24 protein-coding genes are annotated in these 26430 nt (G+C 37.5%); 16 read left to right on the top strand and 8 right to left on the bottom strand.

Going from position 1 to position 26430, the window contains the following annotated elements; genetic code table 11:
• Positions 1 to 49 precede the first annotated feature (49 nt).
• The 4 genes from ESZ48_RS07805 to ESZ48_RS19770 all read right to left on the bottom strand — a co-directional run bounded on the left by ESZ48_RS07805 (position 50) and on the right by ESZ48_RS19770 (position 3131).
• Positions 50 to 829, bottom strand: a complete 780-nt coding sequence (locus ESZ48_RS07805; RefSeq protein WP_129016771.1) for a TIGR03915 family putative DNA repair protein — start codon at positions 827 to 829, stop codon at positions 50 to 52.
• Complete coding sequence (locus tag ESZ48_RS07800) at positions 830 to 2092, bottom strand: putative DNA modification/repair radical SAM protein (RefSeq protein WP_129016770.1); 1263 nt, start codon at positions 2090 to 2092, stop codon at positions 830 to 832.
• A gap of 243 nt (positions 2093 to 2335) precedes the next feature.
• Positions 2336 to 2932, bottom strand: a complete 597-nt coding sequence (locus ESZ48_RS07795) for a hypothetical protein (RefSeq protein WP_129016769.1) — start codon at positions 2930 to 2932, stop codon at positions 2336 to 2338.
• A gap of 91 nt (positions 2933 to 3023) precedes the next feature.
• Complete coding sequence (locus tag ESZ48_RS19770) at positions 3024 to 3131, bottom strand: BspA family leucine-rich repeat surface protein (protein WP_129016905.1); 108 nt, start codon at positions 3129 to 3131, stop codon at positions 3024 to 3026.
• A gap of 448 nt (positions 3132 to 3579) precedes the next feature.
• Between ESZ48_RS19770 and ESZ48_RS07785 the strand changes: the two genes are divergently transcribed.
• From ESZ48_RS07785 to ESZ48_RS07740, 10 genes are all read left to right on the top strand, one after another.
• Positions 3580 to 5784, top strand: coding sequence for a RelA/SpoT family protein (locus ESZ48_RS07785; protein ID WP_129016768.1), 2205 nt, complete (start codon positions 3580 to 3582; stop codon positions 5782 to 5784).
• A gap of 37 nt (positions 5785 to 5821) precedes the next feature.
• Positions 5822 to 6283: a Fur family transcriptional regulator gene (locus tag ESZ48_RS07780; protein WP_129016767.1), complete on the top strand. Its 462-nt coding sequence runs from the start codon at positions 5822 to 5824 to the stop codon at positions 6281 to 6283.
• Between the two features lie 2 nt (positions 6284 to 6285).
• On the top strand, positions 6286 to 7557 hold the full coding sequence (locus ESZ48_RS07775) for an adenylosuccinate synthase (RefSeq protein ID WP_129016766.1): 1272 nt from the start codon (positions 6286 to 6288) through the stop codon (positions 7555 to 7557).
• A 200-nt stretch (positions 7558 to 7757) separates the two neighbouring features.
• Positions 7758 to 9566 carry an OstA-like protein gene (locus ESZ48_RS07770; RefSeq protein ID WP_223266390.1) on the top strand — a complete coding sequence of 603 codons (1809 nt, stop codon included), beginning with the start codon at positions 7758 to 7760 and terminating at the stop codon, positions 9564 to 9566.
• Position 9567: 1 nt separating this feature from the next.
• Complete coding sequence (locus ESZ48_RS07765) at positions 9568 to 10749, top strand: aspartate aminotransferase family protein (RefSeq protein ID WP_129016765.1); 1182 nt, start codon at positions 9568 to 9570, stop codon at positions 10747 to 10749.
• A gap of 226 nt (positions 10750 to 10975) precedes the next feature.
• Positions 10976 to 12331, top strand: a complete 1356-nt coding sequence (locus ESZ48_RS07760; protein ID WP_394345723.1) for a tetratricopeptide repeat protein — start codon at positions 10976 to 10978, stop codon at positions 12329 to 12331.
• 39 nt (positions 12332 to 12370) lie between these two features.
• A complete protein-coding gene (locus ESZ48_RS07755) occupies positions 12371 to 13381 on the top strand; it encodes a DUF368 domain-containing protein (RefSeq protein ID WP_129016763.1) in 1011 nt (336 codons plus the stop codon).
• Positions 13382 to 14401, top strand: a complete 1020-nt coding sequence (locus ESZ48_RS07750; protein ID WP_129016762.1) for a DUF368 domain-containing protein — start codon at positions 13382 to 13384, stop codon at positions 14399 to 14401.
• On the top strand, positions 14394 to 15128 hold the full coding sequence (locus ESZ48_RS07745) for a shikimate dehydrogenase family protein (protein WP_129016761.1): 735 nt from the start codon (positions 14394 to 14396) through the stop codon (positions 15126 to 15128). Before ESZ48_RS07750 ends, ESZ48_RS07745 begins: the two co-directional genes overlap by 8 nt.
• A gap of 96 nt (positions 15129 to 15224) precedes the next feature.
• Complete coding sequence (locus ESZ48_RS07740) at positions 15225 to 17312, top strand: DUF349 domain-containing protein (RefSeq protein ID WP_129016760.1); 2088 nt, start codon at positions 15225 to 15227, stop codon at positions 17310 to 17312.
• A gap of 364 nt (positions 17313 to 17676) precedes the next feature.
• Here the strand turns inward: ESZ48_RS07740 and mazG are convergent, their stop codons facing one another.
• The 4 genes from mazG to ruvX form a co-directional block, all read right to left on the bottom strand.
• Positions 17677 to 18453, bottom strand: a complete 777-nt coding sequence (mazG, locus tag ESZ48_RS07735; protein WP_129016759.1) for a nucleoside triphosphate pyrophosphohydrolase — start codon at positions 18451 to 18453, stop codon at positions 17677 to 17679.
• A 276-nt stretch (positions 18454 to 18729) separates the two neighbouring features.
• Positions 18730 to 19272 carry a DUF5606 family protein gene (locus ESZ48_RS07730; RefSeq protein ID WP_129016758.1) on the bottom strand — a complete coding sequence of 181 codons (543 nt, stop codon included), beginning with the start codon at positions 19270 to 19272 and terminating at the stop codon, positions 18730 to 18732.
• Positions 19273 to 19340: 68 nt separating this feature from the next.
• Positions 19341 to 19931: a peptide deformylase gene (gene def, locus ESZ48_RS07725; RefSeq protein ID WP_129016757.1), complete on the bottom strand. Its 591-nt coding sequence runs from the start codon at positions 19929 to 19931 to the stop codon at positions 19341 to 19343.
• Positions 19932 to 20010: 79 nt separating this feature from the next.
• Positions 20011 to 20421 carry a Holliday junction resolvase RuvX gene (gene ruvX, locus ESZ48_RS07720; RefSeq protein WP_129016756.1) on the bottom strand — a complete coding sequence of 137 codons (411 nt, stop codon included), beginning with the start codon at positions 20419 to 20421 and terminating at the stop codon, positions 20011 to 20013.
• A gap of 383 nt (positions 20422 to 20804) precedes the next feature.
• On the opposite strand from ruvX, the gene ESZ48_RS07715 reads away from it, so the two are divergent.
• The 6 genes from ESZ48_RS07715 (at position 20805) to ESZ48_RS07690 (ending at position 26359) form a co-directional block, all read left to right on the top strand.
• The gene (locus tag ESZ48_RS07715; protein WP_129016755.1) at positions 20805 to 21620 is read left to right on the top strand and encodes a 2,3,4,5-tetrahydropyridine-2,6-dicarboxylate N-succinyltransferase; all 816 of its coding nucleotides are present in this window, start codon (positions 20805 to 20807) and stop codon (positions 21618 to 21620) included.
• A 136-nt stretch (positions 21621 to 21756) separates the two neighbouring features.
• Complete coding sequence (locus tag ESZ48_RS07710; RefSeq protein WP_129016754.1) at positions 21757 to 22512, top strand: glycosyltransferase family 2 protein; 756 nt, start codon at positions 21757 to 21759, stop codon at positions 22510 to 22512.
• Positions 22513 to 22651: 139 nt separating this feature from the next.
• Positions 22652 to 23209, top strand: coding sequence for an L-threonylcarbamoyladenylate synthase (locus ESZ48_RS07705; RefSeq protein WP_129016753.1), 558 nt, complete (start codon positions 22652 to 22654; stop codon positions 23207 to 23209).
• Positions 23210 to 23279: 70 nt separating this feature from the next.
• Positions 23280 to 24698: a CCA tRNA nucleotidyltransferase gene (locus ESZ48_RS07700; protein WP_129016752.1), complete on the top strand. Its 1419-nt coding sequence runs from the start codon at positions 23280 to 23282 to the stop codon at positions 24696 to 24698.
• An 84-nt stretch (positions 24699 to 24782) separates the two neighbouring features.
• On the top strand, positions 24783 to 25802 hold the full coding sequence (locus ESZ48_RS07695; RefSeq protein ID WP_129016751.1) for a COX15/CtaA family protein: 1020 nt from the start codon (positions 24783 to 24785) through the stop codon (positions 25800 to 25802).
• A 38-nt stretch (positions 25803 to 25840) separates the two neighbouring features.
• Complete coding sequence (locus ESZ48_RS07690; protein WP_129016750.1) at positions 25841 to 26359, top strand: IS1096 element passenger TnpR family protein; 519 nt, start codon at positions 25841 to 25843, stop codon at positions 26357 to 26359.
• The last annotated feature ends 71 nt before the right edge of the window (positions 26360 to 26430 follow it).

Genomic DNA, 26430 nt, shown 5'->3' with positions numbered 1-26430 from the left:
AGAATTCAGAAACCAACAGGAAGTTTACAAAATATTCACTTGAAAATATTTAGGTGGTTTTTTCACTAAGATATTTCCAATATCTTTTGGGGACGTGTTGAATATGAAGTTTGATGTTCTTTCTTGCTACTATATTGGTAGATTGAAAATAATTCTGCCATAGGGTTTGAAATTCCATTTCCGAAGGCGTGAAATACTCACTCGCAGTTTGGGTAGGATCAAAGTTTTCCGGCAAAGTCAAGTTCATCATTTCTACCTTCTCTAAATCATAATACAATCCATACTGACGTTTCAAATCATAAATAATCCATTTCTGGTCGGCATAGCGGCTTTTAAAATGTTTTGAAATCAAAGGCAAAACATCAAAATCAGGTTCTATGTTCGCGAAATAGATATCATCCTTAGTCAGCTTAAACCGGACAAAAGCTTCCATCCTATGCTTCTCCCTTCCCACACTTTTCGCGATTTGCGAAATTTTAAGAACCATTTCGTTCCCAAAATCTGAATCAAGTGGGATCCTGCTTTTGAACGCCTGCTGAATATAAGTTAACAATAGGGATTCTATTTGAGCTTGCTCACTCAAAAAAGCATAATACAATCGTAAACTTCCTCTTGCTGTCGAGTGACTTCTGATGCCCTTCCACACCCGATCGGCCTTTTCTAAATCCGTAATGATTTCTGTATTTATCCCAAACAAAGACTCTTGTACCTGATTTTTTCTTTGAAAAGAAACCTGCTTTAATTTCGATTCGTACACCTGAAAGACGCAGGTCAGAAATCCATCAAAAGTGCTATCATAAACAAGGGTATGCTCTTCTAAAATCAACATTTATTCAAATAGGTTCAATTGTGGACTTAAAATATTTTGATATTTACTTGTACTATTTTGTAAAATAATCGATTTCAGTTGAGGCCCTGTCAAATCTCGTCTTTCAAAATCTCTGGAATCACAAACTAAAAAGTATTTGGCTCTGTTTAAAGCAACTCCCATACGCTTAAGATGCTCCCAATTCAATTTTCTAAACTGTCGAGCTTGCACTATTTTATGAGCAGATTTCATCCCTAATCCAGGAATTCGGGCGAGCATCATCTTGTCTGCTTTATTCACATCTATAGGAAAGTGTTCCAAATTTCTTAAGGCCCAACCTAATTTCGGGTCCACATCCAAATCGAGATTTTGATGTTCATTATTTAAAATTTCATGGACTTCAAAGCCATAAAACCGCATGAGCCAATCGGTTTGATACAATCTGTTTTCACGTAACATGGGAACGTCTGTCCCAAGTTGTGGCAATCGTGAATCATAACTGATTGGAATGTAACCCGAATAGTAAACGCGCTTTAAATCGAACTTCTTATAAAAATAATTTGAAGTCCACATGATTTGCTGATCACTTTCACCACTGGCGCCAATGATCATTTGCGTACTTTGACCAGCAGGTGCATATTTGGGAGTACTCTTGATAATTTTCTTTTCTGCTTGATATTGTATGATTTCATTCTGAACTTTTCGCATCGGCTTCAAAAAGTCTTCTCGGTTTTTTTCTGGTGCCAACAACTTCAATCCCTCTTTTGTGGGTATTTCAATATTAACACTCAACCGATCAGCATATAATCCAGCCTCTTTCATCAATTCATCAGAAGCTCCAGGAATAGATTTCAGATGGATATAACCGTTGAAATTCTCTTCCAATCGCAATTTTTTTGCCACCGCAACTAGGCGTTCCATAGTATAATCCGCACTTTTAAAAATACCAGAACTTAAAAACAAACCCTCAATATAATTTCGACGATAAAAATTGATGGTTAAATCCACGACTTCCTGAACCTTAAAAGCCGCCCTTTTAATATCATTACTTTTGCGGGTCACACAATAGGCACAATCAAAAATACAATGATTGGTCAGCAAAATTTTCAATAAAGACACACAACGCCCATCTTCAGTATAGGAATGGCAAATACCCATACCCGTTGCATCCCCAATTCCTTTATTGTGGTTTTTCCGATTACTTCCACTTGAAGAACAGGAAACATCATATTTGGCGGCATCTGCTAAGATTTTTAATTTTTCTTGTGTTCTTTCGAAGGACATATATGAGATTTGGGACTGTTAGAATTGACATCAAAATTAGTTTTTTTTGACGTTATTCATTGTCCTTAAACCCTCAAAATCTAACTTAAAACCCTATATATTTATTCCTATACTGGCCATTATTCGATACTTAAAAAATCTTAATATCACCTTGTGCTGATTTTTTTAAATACTTTTTTAAGCTTACTTGGCTTTTATTCAGAATTAATTTGAATCGCTTAACTATTAATTATTTTTACAAGCTTATTCCTGAGTTAATGTTTTAAAATTAAGTTGGTCTGCAAAGCTCCATAGTTCATCTGCCTTGACATTACTCCCATCAAGTCTCACATAAAAACGATCTTCATAGACATATTGCAGAGTGGATGAATTATTGTAGTTTCCTTGCATTTCAAATACGTCTATATTGTTTCTCTTGTGGATTTTAGTGTATCCGCTTTCTGAATCTTCAGCAAAATTCATTTCAATTCTTTGGATAATACTGTTCTTGATTCTTAAATCCTGAGGACTCTGACCATTAGTAATTTCCAGGGTAATGTATTTGTCATATCCTCCTTTATATTGATAATTTGCGGTGACTTGATGCAATTCCTCACTTCCAAATTCTAAACTCGAAGGTTCTTTAACGTATTCTAAAATCTTAGCAGGAAGCCAATTATTTAATTCTTCGCCTGAGTAGGTTTTAAAATTTGTTGCATTGGTCGGTTTTTCTTTAGATTGATGTGACGCTATTATTTCAGTGGAATTTTCGGAACTGGTTTCTTTCAAATCCTTATCTTCTTTGCAAGAAATAAAAACTATGGCAATGGTAATAAGAAGTAGGTGTACACGATTTTTCATGACTATTTATTTTAAAGATTGATAATAGTACGGGCTGTTCTATGCCGCTTAAGTATTTTTAACAAATTTTAAGGTGGCTGTTTTGCCTGATTCATCTATTACAGAATTGATTGAATACATAGGCACGATTAAATATATAAGTCATATTTGTAACCGCAGCAGTATTCCAATTACCACGACATTTTTTAAAGTTTTTTATTGCTCAACCACTAACAACCTCACTTCACACTAAATGAGAATATCAATGGCTTAATTTCTCCTTTTACAGACCCAAAGCTCGGAACCATCTCTTGAATGGTTGCTTCAGCCTTAAAATCATTATAAACAGCTCAATGAATTTTAATACATTCAGACCATTACCTATGGTATAGTGCCAAAAGAATTTCGAATGTTAACATAATTCATAAAAAAAATTATGAAATTCTTAAGAAATGGCTTTCACTTTCTATAGATGCGGTCATAATGCACTGAAAAAGCTATAGTATTGGATTGTTTGCCAATCATTAATAATCGCATTAATTCAAAAAACAATAAGTTTTCATATCACACTACTTATCCTATCATTTTTCAAACTATTCATAGAAAATTCGGACAATTTCCCCTTAAAAAACATTGCTCATTTCTTTTCTTTGTATTACATTTAGTTTATGACAGAAGTTGATATAGAAAAGGAAAATGCTGCTATTGCAAAAGCCTACAAACAGTTGCTTAAAGTAAGTTACCAAACGCTTACCGTTGCTGACAAAAAATTGATAAGGCAAGCTTTTGATGTGGCTGTCGATGCTCATAAAAATCAACGCCGAAAATCAGGCGAAGCTTATATCTTTCACCCCATTGCAGTGGCGAAAATTGTAGCTCAGGAAATTGGACTTGATGCCACGTGTATTGCAGCGGCGCTATTACATGATGTTGTTGAGGATAATCCAGATTATACCCTCGCTGATATAGAAGAAAAATTCGGAAAAACCGTAGCGCGAATTGTGGACGGACTGACCAAAATCTCGTCGTTGAGCAAAGAAGCCGATGTTTCAACACAAGCAGAAAACTTCAGAAAAATGTTGTTGACGCTCAACGATGATGTACGGGTAATCATTATCAAAATTGCAGACCGACTCCACAATATGCAGACCATGGATTCCATGCGTTCAGACAAACAGGAAAAAATTGCATCGGAGACCTTATACATCTATGCACCGCTGGCACACCGGATTGGACTTTATAATATCAAAAGTGATCTTGAAGATTTAGGCCTAAAATATACCGAGCCTGAAGTTTATCATGAGATTCACAATAAAATCAAAGAAAGCAAGGAAGAGCAAGATGCCTATATCAAAGCGTTTACTAAAGTGATTGAAGATTCTTTGGATAAGGAAGGCTTGACTTATGATATTAAAGGGCGTCCAAAATCCATTTATTCCATCCGAAGAAAAATGCTCAAACAAGGTGTTTCTTTTGATGAAGTCTATGATAAATTTGCGGTAAGGATCATTTATAAATCCGATTTTGCCAATGAAAAGTTTCTCGCTTGGAAAATCTATTCCATCGTAACCGATCATTTTATTCCGAACCCTATCCGATTGCGGGATTGGATTTCTTCGCCTAAATCCACAGGATACGAAGCTTTACACATCACGGTGATGGGTCCAAAAGGTCGTTGGGTAGAAGTGCAGATAAGGAGTGAGCGCATGAATGAGATTGCCGAAAAAGGATACGCAGCACACTACAAATATAAAGAAGGCCATGCTGAAGATGCTTTGGACACTTGGATTGATAAGCTTCAGGAAGCTTTGGAAAGCAATGAAACCAATGCAGTCGATTTTGTAGAACAGTTTAAACTTAATTTATATTCCAAAGAAATTTATGTGTTTTCTCCAAAAGGCGATTTAAAATCTTTGCCTAAAGGGGCAACGCCACTTGATTTTGCGTTTAGCATCCATACCGAAATTGGCATGAAAACAAGAGGTGCCAAAGTCAATGGGAAATTGGTGCCGCTAAGTCATGAGTTGCAAAGTGGCGACCAAGTAGAAATACTGACTTCAGAAAACATAAAACCGAACAGCAACTGGCTGGATTATGCCACTACGGCCAGAGCTAGGAGCAAGATCAAATCCTCATTAAAGGATGAAAAGAAAGAAGCTGCGGTTGAGGGCAAGGAAATTTTAAGACGAAAATTAAAGCAACTCAAGATTACTCTAGATGAAAAATCCATCAATGAAATGGTGGTCTTCTTCAAACTGAAAACCAGTTTGGATTTATTTTACAGAGTGGGCATTGGCTCCATTGATAATCCTATGCTTAAAGACTTCGCTTCTTCGAGGAGCGGTGTCATTATGAGCTATATCAAAAGCAAGATCCGTAAACCAACGGTGATTCAAAACATTGATAAAGATGAAATCACTGCCAAATACGATAGCTTGGTCTTTGGTAAGGAAGAAGAAAAACTAGATTATAAACTTTCGGCCTGCTGTAATCCAATCCCTGGAGATGATGTCTTCGGATTCCTGACGATTAATGAAGGAATCAAAGTCCATAAAAAGAACTGTCCAAATGCGTTGAGTCTTCAATCCAACTACGCTTACAGAATCATGCAGGCCAAATGGATTGACTCTTCCCAACAGGAATTTGCAGCACAAATAACCTTGTCTGGAATTGACAATTTAGGCTTGGTAAATAACATCACTAAAGTCATTTCTTCCAATATGCACGTTAATATGAAAAGTATTAGTTTTCAAAGTGATGACGGTGTTTTTTCGGGCAAAATCAATGTGATTGTAAAGAATAATACAATGCTTAAAAAGCTCATGGAGAATCTAAAAAAAATTAACGGGATTGATAAGGTTATAAGAGTTTAAAAGGTGTAAATTTGCCCCCGAAGTTTCGGCATGAATTATGAGTCAAAATACAAAACATAGCAACCAAGAAATAGTTAAAAATGTGTTCACCACATTTCTGGAAGGCAAAGGGCACAGAAAAACACCTGAACGCTATGCCATACTACAAGAAATTTATGATAATGAAGAACATTTTGACATAGAATCGCTCTATATCAAAATGAAAAATAAAAATTATCGCGTGAGCCGTGCCACACTTTATAACACCATCGAATTGCTATTGGAATGCGCTTTGGTACGCAAGCATCAGTTTGGTCAAAATCAGGCACACTATGAAAAGTCCTATTTTGATAAGCAACATGATCATGTCATCTTAACGGACACTGGAGAAGTTTACGAGTTTTGCGATCCGAGAATCCAGTCCATCAAAAAAACGATTGAAGAGGTTTTTGATATCTCCATCACCAACCACTCACTATACTTTTACGGAACAAAAAACGAACCACCTAAAGAATCTTAAAAATGGCAGTAGACTTACTACTAGGATTACAATGGGGTGACGAAGGCAAAGGAAAAATTGTCGACGTACTCACCTCAAAATACAATATTATTGCGCGCTTTCAAGGAGGCCCAAATGCTGGGCACACTTTGGTTTTCAACGGCAAAAAGCACGTACTGCATACCATTCCATCAGGAATATTTCATGAAGATACTGTCAATTTAGTAGGCAACGGCGTTGTGATTGATCCGGTTATTTTCAACAAAGAGTTGGACAAATTGGAAGAGCAGAATGTGGACTATAGAAAATCTTTGTTGATTTCACGTAAGGCGCATATTATTTTACCAACACACCGTTTGCTTGATGCTGCAAGTGAAGCCTCCAAAGGCAAGGCCAAAATTGGTTCTACACTTAAAGGCATTGGTCCTACCTACATGGATAAAACCGGTAGAAACGGAATGCGCGTTGGCGACCTCGAATTGACTGACTGGAAAGATAAATATCGTGCTTTGGCCGATAAGCATCAAGCCATGATTGCATTTTACAATGTGGATGTACAATACAACTTACAGGAAATGGAGCAAGAATTTTTCAAATCCATCGAAGTATTGAAAAGTTTGACTTTTATAGATTCTGAAGAATACTTACACCAAGCCCAAAAGGAAGGGAAAACAATTTTAGCTGAAGGCGCACAGGGTTCATTATTGGACATCGATTTTGGCACCTATCCATTTGTAACCTCTTCCAACACAACCGCCGCCGGTGCATGCACAGGATTAGGCATTCCACCAAACCAAATTGGTGAGGTCTTTGGTATTTTTAAGGCCTATACAACCAGGGTAGGTTCAGGACCTTTCCCAACCGAATTATTTGATGAAATTGGCGAGACCATGGGTCGTGTGGGCAATGAGTTTGGTGCCACCACCGGGCGTTCACGTCGTTGTGGCTGGTTAGACCTTGTCGCCTTACGTTATGCTTGCCAAGTGAATGGGGTAACTAAATTGATTATGATGAAAGGTGATGTGCTATCAGGATTTGAAACCCTAAAAGTATGTACCGCCTATAATTACAAAGGTGACATTATTCACCATTTTCCATACAATATTGAAGCGGAAAATGTCACTCCAATCTATACTGACTTTAAGGGTTGGAACGAAGATTTGACTGGAATGACAGATGCTGCCGACATGCCACAGGCATTGTTGGAATATATTGAGTTTTTAGAAAAAGAACTTGAAATCCCGATTACCATCGTTTCTGTTGGACCAGACAGAAAACAGACAATTATACGATAAGTTTTAGACACATACCTGCCCGTACTTTCGGGCAGGTATCTCTAATTTTCACGAATCAACACGTTCTTGAACCAGTTAAAAGCCTGTCATATCTAGACCAGCACATTCTTGAAATTCGTGCCTTAAAATGACTTATTCGTAACATTCACGTGCCTAAATTTATGTTAACGCAAAATAATGCTTAAAATAAACAGTTACTTTTGAAAATCATTTGTCACACATTGAGAGCATTACACATCTTTACTGTTTTATTCTTAGTCTTAAGTTTTTCGGCCGTATCACAAACTGAAAAACTCAAAAAAATCCGTGTTGAGTATTCAGGCTTTGTCGATTCTGACAGCCTTCGAGGTCCCGGCGTTTCCGTTTTCACAAGAGATAACACCCAACAAGTCCACTTCACCCATGAAGGTATCAATCTGTGGTGTGACCAAGCTGTATATTACGAGAAGGAAGATTTTATTGAAGCCTACAGCAATGTCGTCATGAAACAAGGAGACACCATTACCATGAGTGCCAAGTATTCGGAATATAGTGGAAAAACCCAATTGGCATATGCTAGTGGCGATGTAGTACTGACAGAACCGCAATCGGTTTTGACTACAGACAAGCTGCATTTTGACCGAATCAAACAACAAGCATTCTATCAAACCAAAGGGAAAGTTGTTCGAGACACTTCAGGCACCATTACCAGCCAGATTGGTCGCTATTACATGGATAGCAAAAAATATCAATTCGTACAGGATGTTGTTTTGGTCAATCCACAATACACGTTAAACACAGAGCATCTCGACTTTTATACAGAAACAGGCCATGCCTATCTTTATGGTCCCACTACAATTGTTGGCGAATCCAATACCATTTATGCCGAACGTGGTTTTTATGACACCAATAATGACACAGGCTATTTCGTCAAAAACTCAAAGATTGATTATGAGAATCGTGTTTTTGAAGGCGATAGCATGTATTTTGACAGAAAAATTAGTTTTGCCTCTGCCACCAACAACATCACAGTCACGGATACCATCAACAACAGCGTGGCGCGCGGACACTATGCCGAAATATGGCGTGCCAAAGATTCCGTTTTTATTACCAAACGTGCCTTAGCCATTACCGTTCAGGAAAAAGATTCCATTTACATGCATAGTGACATTTTAATGGTGACGGGAAAACCAGAACATCGCATCACGAGAGCCTATTACAATGCCAAAATATTCAAAAGTGATTTAAGTGGAAAAGCAGATTCCATTCACGCCGATCATAAGTCTGGATTGACACAACTTATTAATTTGGCACGCTTCTCCTCTACTGAGGCCTTTACTGTTAAACGCAGACCCATTCTATGGAATTTAGGCAATCAGATGACTGGAGATACCATTCATCTTATTTCAAATCCCAAAACCGAGCAATTGGATTCGCTTTTGGTTTTTGAAAACGCTTTTTTGATCAGTAAGGACACGCTTGATGCCGGATATAATCAAATAAAGGGACAGCGGCTGATCGGGTTATTTAAGGACAACGACCTTTATAACGTGGATATCATAAAAAATGCCGAAGTGATCAACTATTCAAGAGATGACAATCAGGATTTAATCGGGATCAATAAATCAAAGTCCGGGAAAATCAATCTTAAAATTGAAGACGAATTTAAAATCATCACTTTGATTGATCAAGTAGATGGCGATATTTGGCCAGAATCGCAATTTCCAGAAAATGCAAGAAAGTTGCGAGGTTTTGATTGGCGTGAAGAAGAACGACCAAAAAGCGTCGAGGATCTATTTAAAGACGATCCACCTTTAGTCTTACCTGTAATTAAAGGTTTAGACGATTATATCCCCCAGGAAGAATTCTTTGATGACGCTTTATTACAACGCGTGGAAGATGCAAAACCAAAGGACGCCCAAAAAGATGACGAACAGAAAGCATCTCGCACCATTCCTAAGGAAGTTATTAAAAAAGCAGATTCATCAAAAGTAAACACCTTACAAAAACCCAGGAAAAAAGACAATTAAAATGACGAGCGATTTTTTAGAGTACCAAGCCCAGACAACACCACATCCTTTAGCCATGGAAGTTTCACATGCTGAAGGTTGTTATGTTTACGACACCAATAACAAAGCCTATCTTGATTTTGTTGCAGGCGTTTCGGCTTGCAGTTTAGGACATCGGCATCCAAAAGTGGTCAAAGCCATCAAAGATCAATTGGACAAATACATGCACGTTATGGTGTATGGCGAATATATTCAACAACCAGCGGTAGAACTCGCAAAGTTATTGGCGCAACATTTACCAAAATCCTTAGATTGCACCTACCTCGTCAATTCTGGAACTGAGGCTATTGAAGGCGCTCTAAAATTGGCACGACGAGCCACTGGGAGAAGTCAAATTATTGCGGCGCATCATGCTTACCACGGCAATACCATGGGTTCTATGAGCGTGATGGGTTACGAAGAACGCAAACAAGCCTTCAGACCTTTAATCCCAGACGTGGATTTTATCACTTTTAATAATAAAGAAGACCTAAATCAGATTACCCCAAAAACAGCCGCTGTAATCTTAGAGACCATTCAAGGTGGCGCAGGTTTTATTGAACCGAAAGACAACTATTTGACCAAAGTGAGGACCCGGTGCGACGAGGTGGGCGCCTTGCTGATCTTGGACGAAATACAACCAGGCATTGGACGTACTGGAAAACTATTTGGCTTTGAACATTACAATTGTATCCCTGACATTTTAGTCACAGGAAAAGGTCTTGGTGGTGGTATGCCAATTGGTGCGTTTACATCATCAAAAGCCATGATGCACACTTTGCAGGACCGTCCCAAATTAGGACATATCACAACTTTTGGTGGCCATCCGGTTATTGCCGCTGCTGCTTTGGCAACGGTAAAAGAAATTACGGAAAGCAATTTAATGGCAAAAGCCCTTGAAAAAGAGCAACTTTTCAGAAAGCATTTGGTGCATCCATTGATAACTGAAATTAGAGGCCGCGGATTAATGTTGGCTGCGATAACACCCTCTGCGGATATTGCAAATCAACTGATTTTGAAGGCGCAAAACAGAGGTTTAATTCTGTTTTGGCTGCTTTTTGAACCGAAAGCGATTCGCTTAACACCCCCTTTAACGATTACAAACGCTGAAATCATTGAGGGTTGTCAGGTAATCATCTCAATATTGGATGAAATTTCATTATAATTGTTTATGTTTGCAGGCATCATAACTTACTGTTAACCAACAAACAACCCAAACTAATGATGATGTCACGTTGGCAATGTTAACTAATTTGTTGAAAACATTCGCCTTAAAAATCCCTTTTCTCTGAGGATAGCGTTACATTTATTTGAACGAACAATACAAAGTGCTTATGGAGTTTAGTCAACATGACGACGACGATAATTATTCTCTGACCAAATTTGAATCTATGTTAAAAACAAACGATGTCTTGTTTTTTGATTCAAGTGAGTTTGAAAATATCATTCAATTCTATTTTGAGAATGGCCGAATTGCACTCGCAAAGAAAGCTGTCAAATTAGGATTGGAACAGCATCCGTCATCAATAACCCTAAGACTTTTTCAAGTCGAAATTTATATCCTGGAAGACAAACTGCCACAAGCAGAAAAACTTTTGGATGCACTCCATATTTTGGAGCCTTCCAACGAGGAAATCTATATTCAAAAAGCAAGTGTTTTATCGAAACGTGATGAACACCAAAAAGCTATCGATACCTTAAAAATCGCATTAAAGTTAATAGATACAGATGAAGACGAAGCAGATTTACACGCTCTGATTGGCATGGAATATCTGTTTATGGATCAATTTGAAAATGCCAAAACCTATTTCATCAAATGTTTGGAGTTGGATATGGAAGATTATTCCGCGCTCTATAATATCATTTATTGTTTCGAATTTTTAGATCTGCACGAAGAGGCCATCGATTTCCTAAACCGCTATTTGGATAAGAATCCATATTGTGAAGTGGCTTGGCATCAATTGGGAAAACAATATTCCACTTTAAAAGAGTATAAAAAGGCTCTAGCAGCATTCGAATTCGCCATTATTTCTGACGACACTTTTATTGGTGCCTATCTTGAAAAAGGAAAAGTCTTGGAAAAGATGAAAAAATACGACGAGGCCATAGAAAATTACAACATGACCTTAGCGCTTGATGAACCAACTTCCTTTGCCCTACTTAGGATTGGAAATTGCTACGAAAAACTGGACTCTGATGATTTAGCCGTTCAGTACTACTACAAAACTGTTCATGAAGATCCATTGTTGGACAAGGGTTGGATTGCCATTACCAGATTTTACAACAAAAAGAAAGACTACCATAAAGCGCTTTATTATATCAACAAAGCCATTAATATTGATGACGATAATGTCAAATATTGGAAACTCTACGCGCAAATTAATCATCGTTTGAATTTTATTGAAGAAGCAGAACGTGGTTACAAAAAAACCTTGGATCTCGGCAATTATGAATTGGACACTTGGCTTGCAAGGACTGATGTTCTCATTAAACTAGGGGAATATGAAGCGTCTGCACTCAACCTTATTCAGGCTGCAGAGTTCTATCCCGAAACCGCAGAGATTGAATACCGATTGGCAGGAATCTATTTCACACTTTTGGAAAATGAAAAAGCGCAATACCACCTCAAAAACGGATGGCTACTCAATCCGGATTTCTCGTTTATATTAGAGGAATTGTTCCCTCTGATTGCAAATCATCAAATGGTGCTCAATATTATTTCAAATTCCAAAAAAACCTCCAAGTAAAATTATATATCTTTACGTTTCCTATATGTAAAATTAAAGATGCAAAGACGCTTTTCAGATTACCTATTCATTTCACTTAAAGGAGTAGCAATGGGAGCAGCAGATGCTGTTCCAGGAGTCTCAGGCGGTACCATAGCCTTTATTTCCGGTATTTATGAAGAATTGATAACCACCATTAGTGGCGTTAATTTAAGCTTATTGACCACGCTTAGAAAGAATGGTTTCTCTGCATTTTGGAAACAGCTCAACGGGAATTTCTTAGTAGCCTTGCTCACAGGCATCCTCATTAGCTTTGTCTCTTTTATGCGACTTGCCAAATATCTGATTGAGCAACATCCTGTGCTTATTTGGTCCTTCTTTTTTGGACTCATCGTAGCCAGCATCTTCTTTGTAGGAAAACAGATTAAAACTTGGAATTTGGGCACCATTGTCGCACTCATTCTAGGAACCTTGGCAGCGTATTACATCACTACCTTGCCTTTAATGGCCAATAATGACAGTGCTCTGTTCTTGTTTTTTGCGGGAGCGATCGCCATCTGTGCCATGATTTTACCTGGAATTTCAGGTTCTTTTATCTTGGTTATTTTGGGAGCTTATAAAACTTTAAGTGATGCCCTACACGATTTCGATTTTAAACGAATTGCTATTTTCGCAATTGGAGCGCTAATCGGGCTTTTAAGTTTTAGTCGCGTTCTTAAATGGTTATTCAATCACTACAAAAACACTACTTTAGCGGTGCTGACCGGATTTATTTTCGGTTCCTTAAACAAAATATGGCCTTGGAAAGAGACTTTGACTGTCTTGGAAAAGTCGATGGGGCAGACAGTCCCGGTTTCTCAAATCACCGATTATGGCACCATTGAAGTCTATCAGAGACAGATCAACGACTTTGACACTTTCAAAATGGTCTCAGAAAAAAGTGTTTCGCCATTTCACTATTCTGAAATCAATAACACTATCGACCCGCAAATAGCGTTGGCCGCAGGACTTATGATCGTTGGATTTTTAACGATTTTCATCCTAGAAAAAATAGGCTCCAAAACTCGATAAATGCAAAGCACTAGAACCTTTAAAGATAGACTTTTTCTGGTTATTAAGGGCTTGGCCATGGGTGCTGCCAATAAAGTCCCTGGTGTTTCGGGAGGTGTTGTTGCCTTTGTGGCAGGATTTTATGAGGAGTTTATCTATTCTTTACAAAAAGTAAATAAAACCGCATTTAAGCTCTTATTCAACGGGAGGTATAAAAGCTTCTTTCATTATATAAATGGACGCTTTTTGGGCCTTCTTTTTTTGGGAATGGTGGTAAGCTATTTCAGCGTCTCAAAACTTCTGGATTATTTTCTGGTCCATTCTGAATTGTATGTCTGGAGTTTGTTCTTTGGCATGATCATCGGTTCCATTTACTATATCAACAAAGATTTTAACGACTGGAATTACCAAACCATACTTTCTCTTGTCATCGGTATTACATTGGGCATTGCCATAAGTTTTTTGGATCCTGCCAAAGAAAACGACAATCTATTCTTTGTGTTTTTCTGCGGTATCATTAGTGTTTCGGGCATGACCTTACCCGGGTTTTCGGGATCTTTTATCCTGATTCTACTCGGAAATTACGTCTTACTACTTGTCGATTCCGTCAACGCACTTTCCGATACTTTCTATGAGATTATTGTAGGTGATTTTAGTGTGTTCAAGAATCCTGAGAGAATTAGAATGCTCAAGGTGTTGGTCGTTTTTACTTTGGGCTCAGTTGTCGGATTGGTGACCTTTTCACACATGTTAAGCTATATTCTCAAACACTATAAAAGTATAACCATCGCCTCAATTATCGGTTTTATTGTTGGCTCTTTGGGAGTGGTTTGGCCTTGGAAAAAAACGATTTATAGAATGGCGGATAATGGCGGATTCATCTATGACTCAACGGGTAAGAAAGTTGTTTTAAATTATGAACGATTTATTCCTGATCTACATAGTGAAACCTATTTGGCAATTGTATATATTGTCGTTGGAATTGCCATTGTTTTAGGATTGGAATGGTATGGAAAAAAAACAAGAAAAGTAAATGTCTAAATTCGGACTCGTTGGTAAAAATATTGCCTATTCATTTTCAAAAGACCACTTTTCGGCTAAGTTTGACAATGAAGAACTGCCGTATTCATATGTGAATTTTGATATCGAAAATATTTCTCGGTTTCCTGAAATCTTAAAAGAGAACGATGATATTGTAGGCCTTAACGTTACAATTCCTTACAAAGAACAGGTAATCCCCTATTTGGATGGCCTCCATAAAACAGCCGCAGAAATTGGAGCTGTGAACACCATTAAATTTTATCCTTCTGGAAAAATAAAAGGATTCAACACGGATTACTACGGATTTATGAAATCCATCAAACCGCTCCTGAAACCACATCATACCCATGCATTAATCTTGGGCACTGGAGGCGCTTCAAAAGCCATTGCTTATGCGTTAAAAAAACTCAATCTCAGTTTTGATTATGTGTCCAGAAATGCCGATTCTAATGCTGAGTTTTTATATGCTAACCTAACGGAGGAAAACATCAAGAATCATCAAGTTATAATCAACTGTACGCCTATTGGCACGTATCCGAACGTGAATGAATGTCCGGATATTCCCTATGATGGCATTACGAAGGAGCATTTACTTTTCGATTTGATTTATAACCCAATTTTAACCAAGTTCTTGATGTGTGGAGAAATACAAGGCGCAACTGTGTGCAACGGCTCCAAGATGTTGGAATATCAAGCGGAAAAAGCCTGGGATATTTGGACCAAATAGGCAAAATCTCCTAAAATTGGCATTCTCTTTTGTAGTCTAAGGGGTTGTTAGTATATTTACTTCCGTACAATAGCACGAAATTTAATCATTATGACAATGTCAGAGAAAGATAACCTGCAAGATGCAGATGGAAACGATATTTTAAAAAAAGAGGCCATCACCCAGGAAGAAAGAGTTACTGAAGACCTAAACGCTCCAAACGAAGAGAGCACGGCGGCAGAAGCGACAGAAATTGCTGAAACATCAGCTTCCGTAGACGATGCCAACAGTTCTGAAGAAACAACTCCCGATACACCTGAAACTGAAGGTGTAGTGGATACTCCTATTTCATCTGGACCTGAATCCGAAATTGAAAAATCAATCTCAGATGAGGCTCCAGTTAAAAAGAAAGATACCTACGTGGAAGAGATTGAAGAGTCCAACGCTGAAGATGCAGAAGATGACAGCAATGTTGAACGCCACAATTTAGAGGACAAAGATTACCATTCGATGTCAATGGAACAATTGGCGGATGAATTTGAAAGTTTACTGAAAAACAAAAAAGTTCAGACCATAAAATCTCCCGTTGAAGAGATCAAAACTGAATTCAACTCGAAGTTCTCAGAAATTCTTGAGGAAAAGAAAGAAGATTTTTTAAGTGAAGGTGGTAACGAGATTGATTTCTTTTACTCCAGTCCGCTTAAAAAACGATTCAATTCGATTTATAACGATTATAGGACCAATCTCAATGCTTATTACAAAACTTTAGAGACGAATCTTAAATCGAACTTAGAAAAAAGATTACGTATTATTGAAGACATAAAAGGTCTTTTGAATGTTGAAGAAAACATCAATACCACGTACAAACACTTTAAGGATTTACAAGAGGAATGGCGTACTGCGGGTCCAATACCAAGAGACAAATACAATAATGCCTGGAATACCTACCACCATCATGTGGAGATTTTCTATGACTTCTTACATCTTAATCGCGATTTGCGCGATATGGATTTCAAGCACAATTTGGATCAAAAATTAAAAATTATCGATCGTGCTGAAGAATTGGCAAAGGATGACAATTCAAACAGAGCGTTTAGAGAACTGCAGGTACTTCACAAAATGTGGAAAGAAGATTTAGGACCTGTTGACAAAGAACACAGAGAAGCTATTTGGGAGCGTTTTAGTAACGCCACCAAAACTATTCACGACAAACGCCAAGCTTATTACGCCGATGTAGATAAGGCTCATGAAGCCAATCTTGAGAAAAAGCAGGCAATCATTGCCAAGATTGAAGAAGTGGCCAAAGACGACGTAAGTTCTCATCAAGCGTGGCAAAATAAGATTAAGGTAATTGAAGGCTTGCGCACGGAATTTTTCAACGCAGGCAAAGTTCCCATCAAAATGAATGAGGCCACTTGGGCAAAATTTAAAGGTGCCGTAAGAACATTCAATAAAAAGAAAAATACGTTTTATAAAAGCTTAAAGAAAGACCAGTACATCAACTTACAGAAAAAACTGGACTTGATCAAGATTGCCGAGGACAACAAAGACAATGATGACTTTGAAACCGTCACGCCACTGATGAAGAAAATCCAAAATGATTGGAAACATATTGGCCATGTGCCAAGAAAAGACAGTGATAAAATCTGGAAGCGTTTTAAAGCGGCCTGTAACCATTATTTTGATAAGGTCAATGCCGAGCGTAATGCTGCCGATAAAGAGCAATTGGATGCTTTTGAGAGCAAAACAAAACTACTTGATGAGTTGAAAGACTTAAAACTAAGTGGCGTTGCAGAACAAGATTTAGAGACCATCAAACAAAAAACTGAAGAGTGGAATGCCTTAGGTCAGGTACCTCAGAACAAGCGTTTTATTGAAGGAAAATTCAATAAATCGGTAGATGCCTTATTCAATAATTTAAAATTGGATAAATCTGAAGTTGAGATGATCAAGTTTGAAAACAAATTAGAGAGTCTGTCACAACCAGATGACACCAGGCTTTTGGACAATGAGCACCATTTTATCCGTAAAAAAATTGATGAAGTTAGAGGTGAACTCAACCAACTTGAAAACAACCTACAATTTTTCTCAAACATAGATGAGAGTAATCCTTTAGTGAAGGACGTGTTGAAAAACATTGAAAATCACAAAGAAAACTTAGCGGTTTGGGAGGAGAAATTTAAAAAGTTGAAAGAGTTGTATTAACTACCGCATTATTTCATAGTTATTAAAAGTCCGATTTTTCGATTTGAAAGGTTGGACTTTTTTAATGACTTATCGGCTTGTTCAACCTATTGATTAGATCTACGATTAAAAATTAATGTGTGTGTGTGTGTGTATTTTAAGATTTGGGGTTTCCAAAAAAACCAAACTAGTCTAAAAATCAAATCCTACCTGTGAAAACAGGTAGGATTTTGACCCCTAACTAAACTAAATTTTTAATCTTAACTAATACCGCTTAAAATATAATTAAGATTACCTACTTATGATTATGAAACTATTAAGATAAGTTTCAATATAATATATATACGTCGTAGTGCCGTATTTGGATTACGAGATTGAAAAAAGATTATACTTTTTTTGCTTCCTCCCAAAAAACATCCATCTCTGATAAGGACATTTCCGATAAAGACTTGTTGATTTCTCGGGACTTAGCTTCCAAATATTGAAATCTTTTGATGAATTTTTTATTTGTACGTTCCAGTGCATTTTCTGGATTTATTTTTAAAAACCTTGCATAATTAATAATGGAGAACAAAACATCGCCGAGTTCACTTTCCATGTTATCGGTATTTCCATTGGCAACTTCAATTTTCAATTCGTTGAGCTCCTCCTCTACTTTTTCATAAACCTGCTCTGGATGTTCCCAGTCAAATCCTACACCTGCAACTTTATCCTGAATGCGGTTAGCCTTTACCATAGCTGGTAAACTTTTTGGCACACCTTGTAACACGCTGATTTTACCTTTCTCTTTCAATTTAATCTGCTCCCAATTGCGTTTGACATCTTCTTCATTTTCAACTTTCACATCACCATAAATATGTGGATGACGTTCAATCAGCTTATCACAGATACTATGACACACATCTGCAATATCAAAACTATTGGTTTCACTGCCAATGCGCGAATAGAATACGATGTGCAATAACACATCGCCCAACTCTTTCTTGACCTCCTCCAAATCCTTTTCTAAAATGGCATCACCTAACTCATAGACCTCTTCAATAGTCAAGTGCCTGAGCGTTTCCATGGTCTGTTTTTTATCCCACGGGCATTGCTCACGCAATTCATCCATAATAGTTAAAAGTCGGTCAAAGGCTTGTAATTGTTCTTGTCTACGTGTCATAAAGATTATTTTTCATCAGAAATTCAAAATTACAAAATTGAAAAAGGTAATTGCAGTTATTGTGTAGAATCTTAAAGATCGAACTAAGTATACAGTCCCAACCTGCCGGCAGTAAGGGTATTAAGAAAGTTCATCATTAAAAAACGTTGCTAGAAGTTTTAAGAATTTCGCACCAAGTTCTATCCAAAAAAAATACCCACAATATTCAAATGACATTGTGGGTATATTAAATAAAGTAGCAAGTAATTATACTTAATACTGATATCTTAATTCCTACTAGGTTTTTCTAGCACTTGTGTTTTTTGTAGAACCACCTTTTTTGGAGGAGGATGCTTTTGGAGCTACGTTTCTTACAGCTGCAGGATTAGCAGATGTTTTAGAATGCGCTTCTTCCACTTTGGCTGCAGAGGACTTATCTTCCTCTTCTTGATCTAAAGCAGATAATAGATCATTCTTTTGCAAGGCATTATACCATTGGATCACTTTTTTGATGTCACTTGGATATACACGGTCTTCATCATAATCAGGCAACACTTCAAAGAAATACTCTTCGAGTTTATCTTTAGAATCCTTATGACTGACAGACGTTTGTTTGCCGTCTTCTTTATCACGCACCTTTTTCAAAACCTCACGCAATGGAACTTCTTCAGTAAGTGTGTACATCGCAATTTCACTTAAAACACTCACATTACTATGAATATTAACCGTTATACGCTTATTGTCAAGCAACGATTCTGCAACAAAACCGCTACGTGTTTGGGTTACAATTTTGTATAGCCCCGGTTTCCCTGAAATGGATAAAATCTTGTCTAAACTCATACTCTTTATATGCTTTTTATATTTTGAAGTTGACAAATATATACTTTTGCCTTTATGATATTATAAAATTAACGTTTCTTTTTCATGGATGGAAAACGCATCTTGTAATCGACGCTAATGTTCCCTTTTGAAATATTAATCAATCTGCTTTTAATAAGACGCTTTTTTAAGGTGGATAGCTTATCGGTAAATAAGATGCCATCTATATGGTCATATTCGTGCTGAATAACTCTGGCAACCAACCCTTCGAATTCCTCAACATGGGTTTTAAAATCTTCATCCTGATATTGGATTTTGATCTTTGGCTTTCTGAATACATCTTCTCGAACATCTGGAATACTCAAACAGCCTTCATTAAAAGCCCATTCGTCACCAGTTTCCTCAAGAACTTTAGCATTGATGAAGATACGTTTAAAATCCGATAATTGCACTTGCTCATCTTTTGTCAAATCTTCATCATCAGCAAAAGGAGTCGTATCTATTACAAATAAACGAATTGGTAGCCCAACTTGTGGCGCAGCCAATCCCACACCAAACGCGTCATACATGGTGTCGTACATATTTGCAATAAGTTCCTTGAGATTAGGATACTCTTCAGAAATGGGTTCACATTCCTTTCTCAGAACAGGATCGCCATAGGCAATAACGGGTAAAATCATTATTCTTTAAATTTACGACTGCAAAAATACAATTCTTATTATAATTTTAGAGGCTTAGAATAAAATTGTTAAAGCATATTTATTGATTGTACAAATAACTTTGAAGAATGATGGTCGCGCTAATTTCATCCACTAAGGCTTTATTTTTACGTTGCCCCTTTTTGAGTCCACTATCAATCATGGTTTGAACTGCCATTTTAGAAGTGAAACGTTCATCAACACGTTTAACGGGCATATCAGGAATGGATTTGGACAGTTTAGTCAAAAAAGATTGAATGGACTCTTCACTTTCAGAGACTTCGTTGTTCATTTGTTTGGGTTCGCCAACAAGAAATAATTCTACGTTTTCTTTGGAAATATAATCCTTCAAAAAAGGTAAAAGTTCTTTTGTGGCAACTGTGGTCAGTCCGGAAGCGATGATTTGAAGTTCATCGGTTACCGCAATACCAGTGCGCTTGGTTCCGTAATCTATTGCTAAAATTCTTGCCATACCTATTCCCACAAAAGTGGGAATCTCATTTTAAAATTAGTGATCGTACAAAGTTACGTCAATAAAATGGGCGTTGGACGGTTTTTGCGGGTATTTATGGGAGTTTATTTAACAGGGATGTGCAAAAAAACAAAGGTTTTAAAAAGGAAAGTAGGTGTCTTGTTCAAGAGATTTTTATCAATAAAAACTGTTACTCACAAGGTGCACAAAGGAGACACAAAGTCGCTCAAAGATTCTTTTCCATATACATTCGAGATAATTAATGGAATATATGTCAAAAAACAGAATCATCAGCGTTGCACAATAACCAATCTATAAAGTATAACAAAGAAACTTTCCAAAATGAATTATACGTTTATCTTTGTGTGAATTTAATTTTAGACATGAAACAACTTCAACAAAATATAGAAAACGCCTGGGAAAATCGTGAATTACTCACCGATAAAGTAACTATAGAAAGTATCAGAAGTGTCATTGATCTATTGGATGAAGGCACTTTAAGAGTTGCTGAACCTACAGTGGACGGATGGCAAGTAAACGAATGGGTTAAAAAAGCGGTAGTGCTTTATTTCCCTATTCAGAAAATGGAAACTTTTGAAGTGGGAATTTTTGAATATCATGATAAAATCCCTTTAAAACGTGGGTACGCAGATAAAGGTATTCGGATTGTTCCTAATGCCGTAGCGAGACATGGCGCCTATATTAGCAAAGGCACTATTTTGATGCCAAGTTATGTGAATATTGGTGCTTTCGTAGATGAAGGTACCATGGTCGACACTTGGGCAACCGTTGGCAGCTGCGCACAAATTGGTAAAAATGTCCATTTGTCAGGTGGCGTTGGTATTGGTGGTGTGTTGGAACCTTTGCAAGCCGCTCCTGTGATTATTGAAGACAATGCTTTTATCGGCAGTAGATGTATTGTGGTAGAGGGTGTCAGAGTTGAAAAAGAAGCCGTTTTGGGTGCGAATGTGTGCCTAACAGCTTCCACACGAATAATTGATGTTACAGGTGACAAACCTGTTGAAATGAAAGGTATTGTACCCGCACGTTCTGTGGTGATTCCGGGAAGTTATGCTAAGGAATTTCCAGCAGGAACCTATCATGTCCCTTGTGCCTTGATTATCGGAAAACGTAAAGAAAGCACCAATAAGAAAACGTCTTTAAATGATGCTTTGCGTGAGTATGATGTGGCTATATAATTGAAACATCATGAATATGCACGATCCGGTAATTATGATCGCGACTTAGTGCGCATTGCCTAATGTTTCAACGCCATATCACAAAAAAACCTATTTTTGCACCTCAACTACATTTTTATTAAATCCAACCGTTCTAATGAATAAACTTACTGCTATTATTCCCACAGGCAACGAAATCCATAATATAGAAGCCGTCATAGCTTCTGTGGGTTTTGCGGATGAAATTCTCGTGGTAGATAGCTTAAGTACTGATGGCACCTTTGAAAAGGCGCAAGAATTGGCGACAAAAGTCATAAGAAGGGAATACCAATATTCTGCATCTCAAAAAAATTGGGCCATTCCGCAGGCAAAGCATGAATGGATTTTATTAGTAGACGCAGATGAACGCGTGACTCCCGAATTAAAAGCAGAAATCTTAAAAATTTTAAGACAGCCTGATCCAAAAATAGTCGCCTATTGGATTGGAAGAATCAATAATTTCATGGGAGAACGTGTCAACTATAGTGGCTGGCGCAATGACAAGGTCATCCGACTTTTTAAACGTGATTTTTGCAAGTACGAAGACAAGTATGTGCATGCGGAAATTATAGCGAATGGCAACATTGGTACTTTAAAACATAAATTTCTTCATCACAGTTATACGACATTTGATAAATACGTCGAAAAGATGAACAGATACGCCACCTGGCAAGCTAAAGATTACGATCAAAAAACAGGACGTTTAACCCCTTATCATTTTGTACTGAAACCCTTTTGGGGATTTTTCAAACACTATATTATACAAAGTGGTTTTAGAGAGGGCGTTGTAGGTTTCACCATAGGATATATGCAAGGCTATGTAGTATTTATGCGATACGTCAAATTGTGGTTGTTGAGGAGAAACCGCTTATAGACCTAGGGATTAGGGATTCGGAAAAATGAAGAAAGAAAGTTAAAGCGATCCTTTAGAAATTCAATTTCAGTTTCAACTTCAATTTCAAATTCATCTTCCTGCCCATCCGGCGGGCAACGTCAGTTACAATATATTAGTTATGCAAAAAGAAATATCAAACGCTTTACAAGTTTTAAAAGAAGGCGGACTCATACTCTACCCTACAGATACAGTTTGGGGAATAGGCTGTGACGCCACAAATCCTGAAGCTGTCAAAAAGATATTCCAATTAAAAGGTCGTGAAGATAACAAAGCACTGATTTGTTTGGTAGCTGATGATCGGATGTTGAGCAAATACGTTAAGGAGATTCCGCAGGTCGCTTTTGATATTTTTGAGATTTCTGAAGAGCCGATCACTATTATTTATGATGATGCTCAAAATTTAGCCGAAAATTTAATTGCTGAAGATAAATCGATCGCCATTAGAATACCGAATGACGATTTCTGCTTTCAACTGCTCAGACGCTTTGGCAAACCCATTGTTTCAACCTCGGCAAATGCGAGCGGTGAAACCACTCCCAAATCATATAAAGAAATCACACCCCATATTTTAAAAGGTGTGGACTATGTCGTAAATTTGCATCGCGAAAAAATTTGTACCAAACCATCCTCAATTATTAAGTTGAGTGCAAATGGGAAGGTCAAGATCATTCGGTAATTAAACTCCAAAATTCAAATTCCAAATTCCAATAATTCATTTGGCATTTGGTACTTGAAATTTGAATATTATGAAAAATAAGGCTTTATTACATCCCATTTTCCAAATTATCTCCAAATCCGCAGAAGAATTAGGAATTGATGCTTACGTCATTGGTGGTTTTGTTCGGGATTATATCTTGAAGCGAGGACAGCATAAAGACATCGATATTGTTGCTATTGGTAGTGGCATCGCCCTTGCTAAACAAGTAGCGAAAAACATTCCAAACCAACCTAAAGTTCAAGTGTTCAAAACTTATGGCACTGCTATGTTGCGTTATGAGGATATTGAAGTCGAATTTGTGGGCGCACGCAAGGAGTCCTATTCGGAAGAAAGCAGAAATCCAATCGTCGAGAACGGCACTTTGGAAGACGATCAAAACAGACGTGATTTTACGATAAATGCTATGGCATTGGATTTAAGTGCTTCCAATTTTGGCGATTTACTTGATCCGTTCAATGGCATGAAGGATTTGGACGCTAAAATTATTAGAACACCTTTAGATCCTGATATTACCTATAGTGATGACCCATTGCGAATGATGCGTGCCATCCGTTTTGCAACCCAGCTCAACTTCACGATAGAGAATGCATCACTTGCAGCGATTTCTAAAAACAAAGACCGCATCAAAATCATCACAAAAGAACGGATTGTGGTAGAGCTTAATAAAATTTTAGAAAGTGATGTGCCTTCCATCGGATTTTTACTGTTGGAACAAACAGGTCTTTTGGAATATATCCTTCCAGAATTGATTGCATTGAAAGGCATTGATGAAAAAGAAGGACAACGCCACAAAGATAATTTTTATCACACTTTGGAAGTTGTAGATAATATCGCCAAGAACACCGATGACCTTTGGTTACGATGGGCAGCACTTTTGCACGATATTGGCAAAGCTCCGACTAAAAAATTCAGTAAAAAAGTTGGCTGGACTTTTCATGGCCACGAATTTGAAGGTTCAAAAATGGTGTACAGATTGTTCAAACGCTTGAAAATGCCACTGAACGAAAAAATGAAATTTGTCCAAAAACTGGTCTTCATGAGTTCCCGACCAATCGCTTTGGCGCAAGACGTCACTGATTCTGCCGTGAGACGTTTGGTTTTTGATGCAGGTGAATATGTGGACGATTTAATGGTGCTCTGCGAAGCGGACATCACCACAAAAAACCCCAGTAAGTTCAAAAAATATCACAATAATTTCAAACTTGTCAGAGACAAGATTGTTGAAGTTGAAGAGCGAGATCAAGTTCGGAATTTTCAACCACCAGTTTCCGGTGAGGAAATTATGGAAGCCTTTGGACTGAAACCTTCCAGAGAGATTGGAACGATAAAAGAAGCTATAAAAGAAGCCATTTTGGAAGGAAAGATCCCCAATGAACACAAAGCGGCTTATGCGCTGATGATTGAAGAAGGGAAACGTTTGGGACTAACGGAAGTAGGTAGAGGATAGTGGTCAGTGGTCAGTGGTCAGTGGTCAGTTAAATAAATTAAAATTCATGTTCAATTTCGAATTCATTTTCAATTTTAAATAAAAATGGCAAAACTAAAAGATAACAAAAACGTCATTTACTGGCTCCTTACAGGCTGTGCATTGCTTTTTATCATGGTTGTGATTGGTGGGATTACCAGATTAACAGATTCTGGTCTATCCATGTCCGATTATAAACTCATTACAGGTACGATTCCGCCTTTGAATGAAGTGGAATGGCAGGAAGCCTTCGAAGTTTATCAACAATACCCAGAGTTTCAAAAGCTCCATTCGCATTTTACATTATCAGATTTTAAAGGGATTTATTTTTGGGAATGGTTGCATCGCGTTATGGGACGATTGATCGGTCTCGTCTTTATAATTCCATTTATTTATTTTTTGGCCACCAAACAACTCACCTCAAATACCATTAAAAAATGCTTGGTCTTACTATCTCTTGGTTCATTTCAAGGTTTTTTAGGATGGTACATGGTAAAAAGCGGTTTGGTAGACATGCCAAATGTGAGCCATTATAGACTATCAGCTCATTTAACAACAGCGTTTCTTACATTTGCTGCAACACTTTGGGTGGCCTTAGATTTAAAGTACCCAAAAAAGAAACCTATCGATAAAAACTTCAGAAACCTCATTGGTATTGGATATATTATTTTGGCAATTCAGATTGTCTATGGAGGATTTGTAGCGGGATTAAAAGCGGGATTATTGCATAACCACTGGCCTTTTATGAATGAAGGCAAATTTATACACGAATCAGCCTATGCCATTGAACCGTTTTATCTCAACCTCATCGAAAATCCTAGTGGCATCCAATTCGTCCACCGCACCTTTGCTTATATTGTCGTGATCATTATCGGAATCATCTGGTATCGCGCCAAACAAATGACCTTAACATCTTTGCAATCCAAAAGTATCGATAGTTTGCTCATTCTTGTTGGTCTCCAATTTTTATTGGGTGTACTGACCATCATTTATGGCGTTCCACTATGGCTGGGCGTGGCACATCAAATTGGCGCTTTTTTCCTTTTATCTGCCATGACATTTGCTTTACATCGCTTCAGTAGATAGTAGAAAAAGTTCTACCTTTGCAGATTAAATTTTTACACATGGTTTACAGATTCAGAATTATTCTTGACAACGACACCGAGGATGATGTTTTTAGGGATTTAGAAATCCGCGAAACAGATACGCTAGAAGACTTACATAATAGTATCACGCAAGCTTTTGGCTTTGATGGTATTGAAATGGCTTCATTTTATTTAAGTGATGACGAATGGAATCAAGGTGAGGAAATCCCAATGTTTGATACTGGTGACGTGCAAGGAGAAGTAAGGCTTATGTCTGCAACAGATATCAATGCTGTGGTTTCTGAATCAAAAACCAGATTGATTTATGTATATGATTTTTTCAATATGTGGACTTTTTATGTGGAATTGGCAGAAATAATTGAGGAAGTTGAAGGTGCCGATTATCCAAATTTAATGTTTGTGCATGGTCAAATCCCTACGGAAGCACCCCAAAAAACCTTTGAAGCTGAAGATGAGTTTGATGATTATAATGAGTTTGACGACGATTTTGACGTTGACGATTATGACAGCTTGGATTTTGATGAGAATTGGAACTAAGCCGATCTATTTTTTATTAGAAGATTATCTGACTTATATTTTCAATACGATGTGATTTTGTGTCTTGGTTT

The organism is Gelidibacter gilvus (assembly GCF_004115975.1).
GTDB lineage: Bacteria > Bacteroidota > Bacteroidia > Flavobacteriales > Flavobacteriaceae > Gelidibacter > Gelidibacter gilvus.
The sequence above is the reverse complement of the archived record's forward strand: the minus strand, read 5'-3'. Positions and strand labels throughout refer to the sequence as shown.

What these genes read in the sequence shown, in the direction of transcription:
- ESZ48_RS07805 (WP_129016771.1), bottom strand. Translation starts at nt 829, where the DNA reads ATGTTGATTTTAGAAGAGCATACCCTTGTTTATGATAGCACTTTTGAT.
- ESZ48_RS07800 (WP_129016770.1), bottom strand. Translation starts at nt 2,092, where the DNA reads ATGTCCTTCGAAAGAACACAAGAAAAATTAAAAATCTTAGCAGATGCC.
- ESZ48_RS07795 (WP_129016769.1), bottom strand. Translation starts at nt 2,932, where the DNA reads ATGAAAAATCGTGTACACCTACTTCTTATTACCATTGCCATAGTTTTT.
- ESZ48_RS07785 (WP_129016768.1), top strand. Translation starts at nt 3,580, where the DNA reads ATGACAGAAGTTGATATAGAAAAGGAAAATGCTGCTATTGCAAAAGCC.
- ESZ48_RS07780 (WP_129016767.1), top strand. Translation starts at nt 5,822, where the DNA reads ATGAGTCAAAATACAAAACATAGCAACCAAGAAATAGTTAAAAATGTG.
- ESZ48_RS07775 (WP_129016766.1), top strand. Translation starts at nt 6,286, where the DNA reads ATGGCAGTAGACTTACTACTAGGATTACAATGGGGTGACGAAGGCAAA.
- ESZ48_RS07765 (WP_129016765.1), top strand. Translation starts at nt 9,568, where the DNA reads ATGACGAGCGATTTTTTAGAGTACCAAGCCCAGACAACACCACATCCT.
- ESZ48_RS07760 (WP_394345723.1), top strand. Translation starts at nt 10,976, where the DNA reads ATGTTAAAAACAAACGATGTCTTGTTTTTTGATTCAAGTGAGTTTGAA.
- ESZ48_RS07755 (WP_129016763.1), top strand. Translation starts at nt 12,371, where the DNA reads ATGCAAAGACGCTTTTCAGATTACCTATTCATTTCACTTAAAGGAGTA.
- ESZ48_RS07750 (WP_129016762.1), top strand. Translation starts at nt 13,382, where the DNA reads ATGCAAAGCACTAGAACCTTTAAAGATAGACTTTTTCTGGTTATTAAG.
- ESZ48_RS07745 (WP_129016761.1), top strand. Translation starts at nt 14,394, where the DNA reads ATGTCTAAATTCGGACTCGTTGGTAAAAATATTGCCTATTCATTTTCA.
- ESZ48_RS07740 (WP_129016760.1), top strand. Translation starts at nt 15,225, where the DNA reads ATGTCAGAGAAAGATAACCTGCAAGATGCAGATGGAAACGATATTTTA.
- mazG (WP_129016759.1), bottom strand. Translation starts at nt 18,453, where the DNA reads ATGACACGTAGACAAGAACAATTACAAGCCTTTGACCGACTTTTAACT.
- ESZ48_RS07730 (WP_129016758.1), bottom strand. Translation starts at nt 19,272, where the DNA reads ATGAGTTTAGACAAGATTTTATCCATTTCAGGGAAACCGGGGCTATAC.
- def (WP_129016757.1), bottom strand. Translation starts at nt 19,931, where the DNA reads ATGATTTTACCCGTTATTGCCTATGGCGATCCTGTTCTGAGAAAGGAA.
- ruvX (WP_129016756.1), bottom strand. Translation starts at nt 20,421, where the DNA reads ATGGCAAGAATTTTAGCAATAGATTACGGAACCAAGCGCACTGGTATT.
- ESZ48_RS07715 (WP_129016755.1), top strand. Translation starts at nt 20,805, where the DNA reads ATGAAACAACTTCAACAAAATATAGAAAACGCCTGGGAAAATCGTGAA.
- ESZ48_RS07710 (WP_129016754.1), top strand. Translation starts at nt 21,757, where the DNA reads ATGAATAAACTTACTGCTATTATTCCCACAGGCAACGAAATCCATAAT.
- ESZ48_RS07705 (WP_129016753.1), top strand. Translation starts at nt 22,652, where the DNA reads ATGCAAAAAGAAATATCAAACGCTTTACAAGTTTTAAAAGAAGGCGGA.
- ESZ48_RS07700 (WP_129016752.1), top strand. Translation starts at nt 23,280, where the DNA reads ATGAAAAATAAGGCTTTATTACATCCCATTTTCCAAATTATCTCCAAA.
- ESZ48_RS07695 (WP_129016751.1), top strand. Translation starts at nt 24,783, where the DNA reads ATGGCAAAACTAAAAGATAACAAAAACGTCATTTACTGGCTCCTTACA.
- ESZ48_RS07690 (WP_129016750.1), top strand. Translation starts at nt 25,841, where the DNA reads ATGGTTTACAGATTCAGAATTATTCTTGACAACGACACCGAGGATGAT.